This is a genomic window from Bacteroidota bacterium (assembly GCA_016715425.1).
Taxonomy (GTDB): Bacteria; Bacteroidota; Bacteroidia; order Chitinophagales; family BACL12; genus JADKAC01.
Genome location: JADKAC010000005.1, coordinates 837,071 through 850,325, shown reverse-complemented (window position 1 = coordinate 850,325; position 13,255 = coordinate 837,071). Strand labels below are relative to the sequence as shown.

Genomic DNA, 13,255 nt, shown 5'->3' with positions numbered 1-13,255 from the left:
TCTTTTCAATGTATTTCCATGTTCAAAAATCGTTATCTGGCAAGATACATTTTGCCAAAATCAGCTTTAAAATACTGATCAGTTCCTGTGTTATATTTATCAAGCTCTTTACCATTCAGCTTTGCTACTATTCTATATAAGTATAACCCGTTCGCAACCGGATCACCAAATTTGTCCGTACCATTCCAAACGTATTCAGTAATATTATTTCCAATATGAATAGGACCTAATTCAGGTTTTAATATTTCTTTAATTATTCTACCTGTTACCGTCATTATTTGAATCTTAAAATAATCAGGCACTTCATTTCCGGTGAGTGTAAATACAAAATGTGTTTGTGTCGTAAATGGATTGGGATAATTCAGCACATTACTTATCATCGGTTTATTAATTACTTCAAAACTTATTCTGTAATCAATTCCACCACCCGCAAGATTGCCGCTAACATCATTTGCTGTAATCCATAATTCATACACTCCATCTTTATTAAAAATATTTTTCACAATTACTTCCGCTTGATTTTGTTGATCCAGATTATTGGAATCTGCCGGAAAAAATTCCATCAGTCCATTATTAAAATACATTTTCATTACAGTGCCATCAGGATATTTAAAAGAGATATCCAATAGTGATGTATCATTCAATGCAAGGAAACGATTTTCATCATTCAAATTAATTTTTATTTCAGGTTTTGCAGAAACAATATCGCCATCTAAAATATGCACGTTATCAAAAGTTACATCCAACAACGGATCTGCATTATCTCCTGTTATAAAAAATGGCAGGTAAGCGATATTATTAAAATGATATTGTTCCGGTTGATCATTATTCGGATTTACTTCAACAATTAATGTTGCTTTTCCCGCAGGTAATTCCCAGGTATCCACACTCATTTTAGTAATCATATTATTGAATTTAAAAAGCGAATCTTGTCTGGGATAAGTAATGGGAATTACATTATTACTATTATCTCTCACACTATAACTAATTAATATACTATCCATATTCCATGCACTCACATTATCAATGGACACTTCAAAAAGCAAGGGTTGTCCCTGATCAATTGTATCCCGCAAAAACACAAAATGACTTCCCGGATTTAATGCAGCTTCCGGAACCGGAGTATAAACAACTCTCCAATAATCTATTTGCGCAGGAATACGCAATGAATCATTTTGCGAAAACATATTTAATCGCAGATAAGGATATATAATTGGATCAACACTGCTTAAATCATATTCATCTGCCGTAATATTATTTGCTAACATTGTTTGATTGCCATTCCAATCTTCTCCTATTATTTCTAAAAATGTAGAATCAGAAGCTTCTCCTGTTGGATCAGTAAATTGCCAAAGCACTTTATCCCATTGCGATGCCGGACCCACCTTTGTACTTGTAACATCACCTTTATACCATCTGCCAATGATATCCGTAGAAAAAGAAATTTTATTGCCGATTGAATCACCAATAATTTCCTGAGCAAGAGAAGGATCACCTTTTCTTCCAAAGAAAATATAAGAGCGATCAACATCATACTCTGCGAGATCTAAAATTTCACTTGCTCCATAACTTAAAAATGCATCGAATAAACTTGTTCCACCTGTTGCAGTTGTATCATCCAACCACTCATTAAATTTTGCGTAGTTATTTGAATAACATAAAAAATAAAAACCTTCAGGAACAGAATCCATCATCAGATTATAGACATTAGTTCTTGATTCAAGTGTATTGGTATTCATTTGAATAACAGGACGAAATTCATCATCACCACAATACACATCACCATAAGGTCCAAAGCCTGTATCACCTATTTCATAGGTGGTCCAGGGCAATCCTGTTAATGGATTAATTACAAAAATCACAAAGCCATTGCTTGCACAAGAACCCAATGCGATTTCTTCTCCATTGATATAACTCGTTACTTCTGTCCAATCGGTTACAGGATAAATACCGGTATTCACTTGATAATTTTTTATATCATTAACGAATGCAAAATTCCGATTTGTATTCATCAACATTTGATAATAGCTATCATTTAAATATTGAAAATAATGACTTTGATTCCAGCCAATTTCAGGGCCATTTTTATACAGAAAAGAACTCTTTCTCCATATCGGATCATTATCATAAATTGTATCAAGAGTTATTCGCCAATAATACACGGTGTTATCTATCCATGTAATATTCGGATTATCCCAATATAAAACGCCACCGGATTTTACAACAGTTTTTGTTTTTTTAAGAGCACTGTTAAACAACTCTGTAGTATCAATATCAAATCGGTATTGTTTATAATCTGCAAAAATATTTGAAGTAGAAGCGGCGAGATAAGCCGGCACCTGGTTAATTAAACTATACTCATAAGGATACACCGGCAATGCATCATCAGAAATAATATTCGTTGAAATATTCAGCACATTATTCATCTCATCCATTTCTTCCACTGCCAATAAATTATCTACATAAATTGTAAATGCATTTATGCCGACATCATTTAGTTTGTCTATTGGAAATTTAAAAACAAGTGTATCTCTGAAATAAGGCGCTTCAATTTCTTTGTTCAATTCCGTAATTGTTCCCAATGGATTAATGCGTTTTATTGAAGTGGAAATAATTGCATTCACGGATTGCCCGATGTTGGTAATAACAACTTGTATTTGTAGCGAGTCATCAACCGTAGAAACTATTTCAGGATTAAAAGTTACGGAGGGCTCTTCAATTACAAAATCCGGTTTCTGATGTGTATTTAATGTTAAAGCAGGATCACCATTTAAGGTAGTATGTTCAGCAGTTAGTCTATCATACACATTGGGATAATCCGCAATACTATCCGTAACCGATTGCATTATTTTTCCAATGCCATCTCCATAATTATAAATCCCAAGATCTTTATAAAAATATTTTGCATAGGTATTTAAACTGCTCGCTAAAGTATAAGTGGCGGCTGCAAGAAAACCCACAGAACCTTTGCTTTCTGCAAGAATATAATCTTCACTTAATGTACCTCCGGTTTCATGCACGGCACCGGTATAACATCCATTCCCGAACACAATATTATACTTACCTGCATTCTCCAAATTGTTCGGATCACCAATATTAAAATCAAAAGAGTTGGCGGATGAATGACCAAAAAAAGTTAATAAGGAAACACCACTATTAATTAATGAATCAATATAGGTATCAGTGCTATAATATATCGGATCGGTACTAACTTTATTAAATTGAAATACATTGGCACCATACAAAGTATCCTGAATAATATTTTTATACGCAATCAGATAATTATTAAACAGCGTTTGTTCATACACACTTAATCCACCGGCAAAGTGCAGAATATTTTTCATCCATGCTTTATTTTCAATCGTTTGCATAGAGCTTTGTTGCACGGCTTCATACTCTACAACTTTCTGATAATATTTGCGCACATCATCTCCTGTTCTTGTTACTAATCTGCCCACAGGAATTTCAGGATACACTTCTCCTAATCTTGAAGTGAGTAATATATCAGAGCCGGGTGTTCCGAAAGTAGGTACAAGATTATTATTATTATTTGTAGTTGAGTTGCGATTATAATCATAAGAGATTGCTTTACCTATTAGGAATACATATTTTGGAGCAACAGAAAAACTATCGGCAGCATACAAAGAAAAATCTCTGATAGCCAATGGATTTTTTTTATCTCCATAAGCAAATTGATCATACAAAGAATTAATATCAATTATCAACACATTGTAATTACCACCGGCAAAAGATGAACGATAATTTGCATACTCCTGCACCCAATTCACACCCGTAGCAATATCCGCATACAACACCGGATTTGTTATAATAATATAATCTCCCTGATTAGCAACAATACTGTAATCTTTAAATGTAACCGGAGTTAAACTGGTTATTTTTAAAATATCAACCAAAGTATCCTGACTGCTTAACCACATATCAGCATTACTTGCATCATAAGATAAATGAAATTTAGAAATATCACTTTCAACGATTCCAATAATTCGTTTGTGATTGGTTAAATCATATAACACCGGATTAGTAGCGCTCTCATTAAAATCTGTTACTTCAAAATATTTAGTAGCACTTGCGGAATTGGCAAGAGTAAATCCGACACGAGATGCATTATTAAAATCCCAACTGCGGGCATAATTAATATCAATATATCCATTGCGCAAATAATCTGTAGAACCACCAAGCGAAGCAAAAGCAATTGTGTTGGATGCTTTAATTGTATCCAAAATAAAATTATACTTCGCCATATTAAAACCGAAGTAACTGGTATCGGTCATCACAACTCCATTTACTGTAATTGTATAATGATGCGAAACATCATTATTACCGATAACCACAGTTTTTAAAGTAACTGCATCCGCATCATCGCCGAAATATGCATTGGTAGTTGTGAGTGTTTTTGTGCGAGTTGAGTTTGCAAATCTGGATTCTGTATAACCTTCACCTTCTTCAAATTTTGATGAATAAATTTCAAGATATGGCACTCCATACGAAAGATAACTTGTGCTTTTATTAAACACACCCACAGTGCCATTCATCATAAAAGACTGAAAACGATAATGCGATTCAGCAGTGGGCAATGCATCTAAATTATTAAAGAGATTTTCAACCCGATTATTACTTTCAGAAAAATTCCAGGTTAAAAAATATACACTGGTATCAGTGAACATACTTGCATATGTATTCGCTTGAAAATTTGGATCTTCATAAAGTCGTGTATCAATTTCACCATTATTAAATCTTCCATAAAACTCAATGTAATCGGTTTCATTAAATACATTGTCAGCCTCTCCTTCTATATGAATAAATTCTTCTTGTCCTCTATAAAACAACTGGAAATTTTTTGGATTGATAGATGCCAAACTATAACCCGATACGGCAAGTGCATCATTTAATTGCGGATAGTAAATGCGATATAGACCATCGGCAGTTACTTTAATTTTAAAATAATGTTGTGAATATTCAATCCATTCATCACCATAAATTGCTGACTGTGCATTGGATGAAATTGAATAAAAATTTAGTAATAGTAATCCGAAGAGTAATTTTCTTACCATAAGTAATTAGGGATTATTGATTTTTTAATGGGGCTACTTTTTTATTAAAATCAAGAGCTAAAGAAATAACATGTGAATACAATATCTCTCCCTGATTTCCAATATTGGTATATGCGTAATCTAATTTCACCGGGCCAATTACTAACCCAACACCGATATTCGGTTGAATAATCCAGGACTCTTCTGTGGCATCATCGGCAATTGCTTGTTGCAAATTATTTACGCCACCTCGCAGATAAATAAATTCTTTATAATTGAATTCAATTCCTAAATGTGGATCCATACTAAATGGTGCTGCACTTACTAATACATTTCTTTTTCCATCGGTGGTAACATCTAAATTTATTTCTGATTTACCTCCAAAATTTTCTCCTATATCAAAATTATATCCTGTACCCAGAATTATTTTAGGAGTTGTAATTTCTAATGAATTTTCAGGAAGGGCATTTCCGGTTGCTACAAGCACTTGCTCATCCGCATCCGTAAATGCAAACGACCATGCATTAAATGTGGAAGTTATATCACGCAGCATAATTCCAAACTGCCAATTATTTTTATCCATTTGCGCACCAGCATCTAATCCAAATCCCCAAGCCGTTGCAAAATATCCTGCAGTGCGATGTACCACTTTTGCATTGAATCCAATTCGCAAATCATTCCAATCCAACTTAGTTGCATATGAACCAAGGAAGCCATAATCAGCAACAGAAAAAGAAGTGATATTGTCGTAATTAATACTGCCATCCGGACCAATTAAAAATAATGTATTTGGAATATCATCCACACCAAATCGAATAATTGAAAAAGCTAATGCACTATTTTTTTCTTTTAAAGGAATTGCAATACCGGCGTAATCATATTTGGCAATACCTGCAAAATATTCAGAATGCATAATCCCAACTTCATAATCGGAAGTAACCAATACCAATCCGGCAGGATTCCAATAACCGGCTGTTACATCATCTACGCCTGCAACCACACTGCCGCCCATACCCAATGCTTCGGCAGATACACCGATGGATAAAAATTCGTTGCTGTATTTACGTGCGGTTTGCGCTTCTGAAATTTTTACAAAAAATAATAGCGATATGCAAATTAATAATAGGTATTTCATTGTCTGTTTAGGCTTTGACAAAATTAGGGAATGTGGCGATTAAAAGTACAGATTCCATTTGGTGTATAAGTATTTTCAATTGTTCCTTGTCTTTATTATTGAACGGCGGATTGCCGATACTTTGATTCAGGGAATCCATTATGCCGCTAAAACGTGCAATATCCGCATAATGGTATATAAACTTCAAATTTCGAAATTGATCGAAATGTTGAATAGTGGCTGCATGCTCCGGATAGTTAGAATTTGTGTTTAAAAATTCTTTTAACAACTTCAGATTTACCTTATCTAATTGCGCATACAAAGTATCAGCTATTGAATTATCTTGAATCAAAAGACATCTGTCCATCATCATTTCAAGAAACACATGACTAAATGCAAACTGCCTTCTTTCAATTGCATCAAAATCCAATTCATGAATTTTTTCATCAATAATTGCAGTATTTGTTTTGAAATAATCTGACTCATGAAAAAACCTATCTACCAAATAATGTTGCTGTACTCCTTTACCAATACGCATTATTTCATTATTATCTACAGATATAATTTTATTAGGACTCACTCTGATTTTATGTCCTATGCGCTTGCTGAAATTTGAAAGTATATCTGGCAGAATTACTCCGCATATAAAATAGGGATTGTCGCATGGAAGCTCATGATAATAGTGCGACAGAAAATTCATTTATAATTTGTTAGCTGTTGAAAAATCATTGTTATTTTTTCAGGATAAAATTAAACCTATAAAATCATGTTTGGATTCAAATCATGTGAAAGCAATAAATTTGCGACATGCAGATAAAAAATTTTGTAGAAGAGTTACGTTGGCGAGGCATGTTGTCCGAAATTATGCCGGGCACTGAAGAACAATTAATGAAAGGCTCAACTGCTGGTTATATTGGCTTTGACCCGACGGGCGATTCATTGGGTGTGGGCAATATGGTGCAGATAATGACGCTGCTGCATTTTCAAAATTGCGGTCACAAACCCATTGCACTTGTAGGTGGCGCAACAGGTATGGTGGGTGATCCTTCGGGAAAAAGTGCTGAACGTAATTTGTTGGACAATGAAATTTTAAACCACAATATTGCATGTCAGAAAAAACAATTGGAAAAATTTTTAGATTTTTCAAGCAAAGAAAATGCGGCTGAACTTGTAAATAATTATGATTGGTTGAAGGAATTTTCTTTCTTAGAATTTATCAGGGAAGTGGGCAAACATATTTCTATCAATTACATGCTTGCAAAAGATAGTGTGCAAAATAGAATGGAAAAAGGACTTTCATTTACTGAATTCTCCTATCAATTAATTCAGGGTTATGATTTTTATTATTTGTGGAAACACAAACAGGTAATGTTGCAAATGGGTGGTAGCGATCAATGGGGAAATATTACAACGGGCAATGAATTAATTAGAAGAATGGAAGGAGGTGAAGCATTTGCACTATGTACTCCACTCATTAAAAAAGCAGACGGAACAAAATTCGGTAAAACAGAAAGTGGAAATATTTGGTTGGATGCGAAAAAAACATCCCCCTATAAATTCTATCAATTTTGGTTGAATGCAAGTGATGCGGATGCAGAAAATTATCTCAAAATTTTTACACTTTTCAATAGAACAGAAACGGAAGATATTATTGAGCAACATAGAAAAGAACCGCACTTACGCAACCTGCAAAAAGTGCTTGCAAAAGATATTACATGTCGTGTACATTCAGAAACAGAATTTATAAAAGCGCAGGAAGCAAGTGAAATTTTATTCGGTAAATCAACTACTGAAGCATTAAAGGAATTAGATGAACAAACTTTTTTAGATGTATTTGAAGGAGTGCCTACTTTTAATGTAAGTATTTCAGAAGGTATTTCTGTTACAGACCTGCTCACCACTGCTACAACTATTATAGCATCTAAAAGCGAATTGCGTCGGGCATTGCAAGAAAATTCATTGAGTATTAATAAGCAAAAGATTACAGATAGTGAAGCGCTAATTCAATCTGCTGATTTGATAAACAACAAATATTTATTAGTGCAACGAGGTAAGAAAAATTATTTTTTAATTATTGCTGAATAATAAATTTTGAATAACGGATTATTCCATCATCAGTAATTATTCTCAAAATATAAATTCCATTAGCCAGCTCTGAATGAATTTCTGCAAGGTGACTATACAAAACATTTTGCCACAGGATTTTTCCATCAAGTGAAATAATTTCTGCATGTAATGGAATACTTAGATTGTTATTAATTGAAATAATAAAATCAGATGATGCGGGGTTGGGAAAAATTACAATATCTCTATCACCTGTGTTATTAAAAATTATTGTTGCTGTGTTACTGATATAATAATCACTGGAGGCCGAAATACGATAATTATACTTTTGTGCTGATTGCAAATTTATTCCATCCAAATATTGATAGCTGATATTTTCTGTTGCACCACAGATACCGGAAATAGAAAAAATAGTTTTAAAATTTTCATCCTTTACAGAACGTTGCAATAACATATCGTTACAACTATAATCTGCAAGTAACGTCCATTGAATTAAAATGCTGTCACCTAATTGCGAAGCTCTCAGATTATCAAATATCTGCTGACTTTTTACAGAAGTAAAAATTGCAACTGAAAATATGAGAAGTGCAAAACGCATATAGCAAAATAACAGTGAAACAAATTAATGGTTTGCTGAGGATTGTAAAATTGCTATTAAAGACTCTGCTTTTAATAAACATTCTTCGTATTCAGATTCTGCATCTGAATCCCATGTAATAGCACTACCCGCTTGTATTGAAATGTATTTTTTCGCCCTGTTATAAAATATGCTCCGGATGAGTACATTAAAATCAAAATCATTTTCCGGAGTGATATATCCGAGCGCACCTGAATAAGAACCTCGCTTTGTTCTTTCATATTTTTCAATCAGCTCCATTGCCATAACTTTTGGTGCACCTGTCATGCTACCCATTGGAAATGCATTTTTAATTACATCGGTAATTTGCACATCCGGTTTCAATTCAGCAGATATGGTAGAAACCATTTGATGCACATGTCTGAAACTTTTAATTTCAAACAATGCATCCACCTGAATAGAACCTGTCATTGCAAATTTTGTAAGATCATTTCTCACCAAATCAGTAATCATTACATTCTCTGCTTTATCCTTTTCACTTGTTGCAAGTTGATGTTTTAATTCAGCATCCTCCTTCTGTGAAATTCCTCTGCGTATTGTTCCTTTTATCGGTTGAGAAATAATTTTACTTCTTGATTTTTTTAAAAATCGCTCCGGACTTGCACTGATTATTGATAAGGCATCCCATTGCAATAAAGCGGAAAATGGTGAAGCAGAATAATCAATTAAAGTATTGAAACATTGCGTAGGATTAATAGAAGAATTTTCAGCAAACAACTCAAAACAATAATTCATCTCATACACGTCACCAATTAAAATATGTTCTTTAATACGAGCGATAGTATCTAAATATTCTTGCTTTGTAATTCTGCTTTGCAATGTAGAAATGCCCTGTTCTTGAAATGGATCTTGAACAACAGTATCTGAAATTATTTGAAATATATTTTCTGATTCTAAAGTGCCGATGGAAACTGTATCACCTTTAAAAATAATTATATGAATTGGTACAAAAAACAGCAAATCAGGAAACTCAAGATGATCGGAATTATTGGATTGCAACTTCTCCACTTCATTCTTTAAATCATAACCCAGAAATCCAAACAGCCAATCCTGCGATTCATCAATAAATGTTTGCAATTGCGAAAATGCATTGCCATATTTTACATTTATACTCTTGTATTCACCCACAGCAAACAGCACATCAAATTTGCTATTTGAATATAAAGTATTACTGCATGTATCCAGAATAATATGCTTTGAAAAATTGCCCGACCATTGCATACATTTTGATTTAAATGTATTTGCATCCACTACATGATCAGTCCATTTTCTTTTAACAGACGATTGCATAATCTTATAAAATAATAAGCTTTTCTCTTTCCGGTCCTGCCGAAAGCATTGAGATGCGCACTTGCAATTCGTTTTCCAAAAAATCTATATAAGTACGTAAGTTTTTTGGCAAATCAGATTTTGATTTGCAATTACTGATATCCATTTCCCAACCATCAAATTCTTTATAAACCGGTGTTATTTCCACTCCATTAATATCGTAAGGAATATCCTGACTTGTGATTCCAGCATATTGATAATCCGTACATACTTTTATTTTTGAAAAAGTATTCAGCACATCAATTTTTGTAATTGCAATTTGCGTTACACCGTTCAACATATTTGCATATTTCAAAGCAGGTAAATCTATCCATCCACAGCGACGAGGTCTGCCGGTAGTTGCACCAAATTCATTTCCCAATTTGCGCAACTCCTCCCCTGTTTCATCAAATAATTCTGTAGGAAAAGGACCGCTTCCCACACGAGTACAATATGCTTTTGAAATACCGATTACTTCACCAATTCTTTGCGGAGCTACACCAAGTCCGGTGCATACACCTGCTGTAATTGTGTTGGATGAAGTAACAAAAGGATAGGTTCCAAAATCAATATCCAGCATACTTCCCTGCGCACCTTCAGCAAGTACTTTTTTATTTTGTTGCAAATGCGTATTTAAAAAATATTCGCTGTCAATAAATTGAATTTCTTTCAATGATTCAATCGCATCCATCCATTCTGCTTCACCCGGAATTTCTGAAATGGTATCCGAATAATGCTGCAATAATTGCAAATGTTTTTCTTTCAGCCGCTGATATCTTTCCTGAAAATCCGGTAATTCAATATCACCAACACGCAAACCATTTCTACCGGTTTTATCCATATATGCCGGTCCGATTCCTTTAAGTGTTGAACCGATTTTCGATTCCCCTTTTGCAGATTCAGAAGCAGCATCCAACATTTTATGTGTAGGTAAAATCAAATGTGCTTTTCTGGAAATCAAAAGGCGATCTCTAAACTGAATATGATGTTTTTCCAGTTTAGCCAATTCCATACGAAAGGTAACAGGATCTATTACCACACCGCCACCAACGATATTGATAGTGTTTTCTAAAAATATTCCTGAAGGGATTGTGTGCAGCACAAATTTTTCACCGTCTTTTAATATCAGTGTATGTCCGGCATTCGGTCCTCCCTGAAACCTTGCTACTATATCATAATGCTCAGCCAGATAATCTACCACCTTGCCTTTGCCTTCATCTCCCCACTGTAATCCTAATAAAACATCTACTTTCATAATTGTTAATTCTTGTGTTTAAGACCGACAAAATTCGTTTAAAATATAATTATGCTGTATCCACATTGCAATAAATCAAAGATTGTTTGGATTTTTAGGGCTTGAAATGGAAAAAGAAACAGATAAACAAGCATCCATATACCTCCATGTAGGTCTGGGTAAAATAGCCTCTAAATACATGCAGCAGAAAGTTTTCCCTAATTTTAAGGGGCTTACTTATGTGCCATCCAGAAAATATTATCGCATATTTCAGGAACTGGAAAAAACTGATGCAGAGTCAATTCTAATATCCAGAGAATTTGACCAACAGTTTGAAACAGAAGTAATCAAGTTTGCTACAAAATATCCGGATACTCATGCCATTTTATTCTTGCGCAGACAAGATAGTTGGATTGCCAGCCAATACCGGCGATTTGCAAAAAATGGTTTTACAGGGTCCTTTTCTGACTTTATTGATCCTGTGAAAAACAGAGGAAGATTTCGGATGGAAGATTTAGAATTTGGTAATAAAATAAAATTATTGGAAGAAATATTTAATTTCAAACCTTTAATAATTATCTATGATGATTTTTTAAAAGAGCCGGGAAACACAATTTTAAAAATTGCAGATTATTGTAATGCATCTATTGATATTTCAAAACTCGATTTCAAAAAAGTGCATTCATCTTACAATGAAAAACAAATAAAATATATGCAAGCAATTGCAAAAGTAATTCCGGTAAATAAAGAGCAACTTCCAAAAAACAGAATTTTATTTTTTCTTGCAAGATTACCCGTTCTTATTTTCCGATATTTTATTTTATATACCGCTTTATTATTACCCAAATCATGGGTGAATAAAAAACCATTGATACCGCAAAATGAATTGGAGGAAATAAAGCAACTTACAAGTGTAGATTGGGAATATTGTTTGCGTCGAGCCGCAGAGTAAATTATAAAATCAAACCTTTTTCCTTAAAATAAGCTACGGGGTCCTCACCGGATTTTTCAATTACAAAAAATGAATTCAGCTTTGTTGTTACCATTAAAGTATTCAACAATTCATTCAGATTAGTTAGCACCACTTCGCCATCCTGCCTGCGCACTTTCGTGAGTGTTTTCAAAAAGAAATTTAATCCTGTGCTATTAATAAATTCAAGATGAGATAATTCAAAAATTAGATATACAAATCCATCTTCAATCAATTCATTTATTTCATCAGTAAGATCTACCACCTGATAATCGCCAATCAATCTTCCATTTAATTCAATCAGTGCGATTGGGAGTTCCTTTTTTTCAATGCGATATTCCATAACTCAATTTTGTGTGTTTATTTTAATTTGATCAGGCTTCAATTTTATTTTTTTGGGATTATTAATTGCTTCCATTTCTCGTTGTTTCTGACAACTTCCACAAACGCCATACAAGTTCAAAGCATGGTGAGTAATAGTAAAGTTGAGCAATTCTCCCATCATAGATTGTATTTGCTGAATTCTGGGATCACAAAATTCCACTACCTTTTTACAATCCACACAAATAATATGATCGTGCTGCTTGAAGCCATACGATTTTTCATATTGCGCCAGGTTTTTTCCAAATTGATGTTTCGTTATCAAATCACAAGTCAATAAAAGCTCTAGCGTATTATACACTGTTGCTCTGCTAATATGGTGATCGTTTTTCAATAGATGAGAAAATAAACTCTCCGCATCAAAATGATCAGTTCGTGAATAAATTTCTTCAAGAATGGAAAACCGTTCAGGTGTTTTTCTCAAGCCATGTGTTTCCAAATGTGCTGAAAAAATATTCTTCACTTCATCAAATTGTTTTTTTAAATGTTCTTCCAT

10 protein-coding genes are annotated in these 13,255 nt (G+C 33.7%); 2 read left to right on the top strand and 8 right to left on the bottom strand.

Features of this window, described 5'->3' with window-relative positions; all coding sequences use genetic code 11:
- Positions 1 to 32 precede the first annotated feature (32 nt).
- The 3 genes from IPN31_09465 to IPN31_09455 are packed head-to-tail and all read right to left on the bottom strand — an operon-like array spanning position 33 to position 6,865.
- On the bottom strand, positions 33 to 5,072 hold the full coding sequence (locus tag IPN31_09465; protein MBK8682113.1) for a hypothetical protein: 5,040 nt from the start codon (positions 5,070 to 5,072) through the stop codon (positions 33 to 35).
- A 13-nt stretch (positions 5,073 to 5,085) separates the two neighbouring features.
- Positions 5,086 to 6,186, bottom strand: coding sequence for a PorV/PorQ family protein (locus IPN31_09460; protein ID MBK8682112.1), 1,101 nt, complete (start codon positions 6,184 to 6,186; stop codon positions 5,086 to 5,088).
- Positions 6,187 to 6,193: 7 nt separating this feature from the next.
- The gene (locus IPN31_09455; protein ID MBK8682111.1) at positions 6,194 to 6,865 is read right to left on the bottom strand and encodes a hypothetical protein; all 672 of its coding nucleotides are present in this window, start codon (positions 6,863 to 6,865) and stop codon (positions 6,194 to 6,196) included.
- A 107-nt stretch (positions 6,866 to 6,972) separates the two neighbouring features.
- Here IPN31_09455 and IPN31_09450 point away from each other — a divergent pair, with 107 nt between their 5' ends.
- Positions 6,973 to 8,250, top strand: coding sequence for a tyrosine--tRNA ligase (locus tag IPN31_09450; GenBank protein ID MBK8682110.1), 1,278 nt, complete (start codon positions 6,973 to 6,975; stop codon positions 8,248 to 8,250).
- Here the strand turns inward: IPN31_09450 and IPN31_09445 are convergent.
- From IPN31_09445 to IPN31_09435, 3 genes are read right to left on the bottom strand one after another with little or no spacing between them, the layout of a single operon-like run.
- Entirely contained in the window at positions 8,237 to 8,827 is a 591-nt protein-coding gene (locus tag IPN31_09445) for a T9SS type A sorting domain-containing protein (GenBank protein MBK8682109.1), read from the bottom strand. The two genes, IPN31_09450 and IPN31_09445, sit on opposite strands and share 14 nt — an antisense overlap.
- A 24-nt stretch (positions 8,828 to 8,851) precedes the next feature.
- Positions 8,852 to 10,156, bottom strand: a complete 1,305-nt coding sequence (locus IPN31_09440; GenBank protein MBK8682108.1) for an anthranilate synthase component I family protein — start codon at positions 10,154 to 10,156, stop codon at positions 8,852 to 8,854.
- A gap of 4 nt (positions 10,157 to 10,160) precedes the next feature.
- Positions 10,161 to 11,429, bottom strand: a complete 1,269-nt coding sequence (locus tag IPN31_09435) for an adenylosuccinate synthase (GenBank protein MBK8682107.1) — start codon at positions 11,427 to 11,429, stop codon at positions 10,161 to 10,163.
- A gap of 82 nt (positions 11,430 to 11,511) precedes the next feature.
- Here IPN31_09435 and IPN31_09430 point away from each other — a divergent pair, with 82 nt between their 5' ends.
- On the top strand, positions 11,512 to 12,360 hold the full coding sequence (locus IPN31_09430; GenBank protein ID MBK8682106.1) for a hypothetical protein: 849 nt from the start codon (positions 11,512 to 11,514) through the stop codon (positions 12,358 to 12,360).
- 1 nt (position 12,361) lies between these two features.
- Here the strand turns inward: IPN31_09430 and IPN31_09425 are convergent, their stop codons facing one another.
- Positions 12,362 to 12,721, bottom strand: coding sequence for an STAS domain-containing protein (locus IPN31_09425; GenBank protein MBK8682105.1), 360 nt, complete (start codon positions 12,719 to 12,721; stop codon positions 12,362 to 12,364).
- Between the two features lie 3 nt (positions 12,722 to 12,724).
- Positions 12,725 to 13,255, bottom strand: coding sequence for a transcriptional repressor (locus tag IPN31_09420; protein ID MBK8682104.1), 531 nt, complete (start codon positions 13,253 to 13,255; stop codon positions 12,725 to 12,727).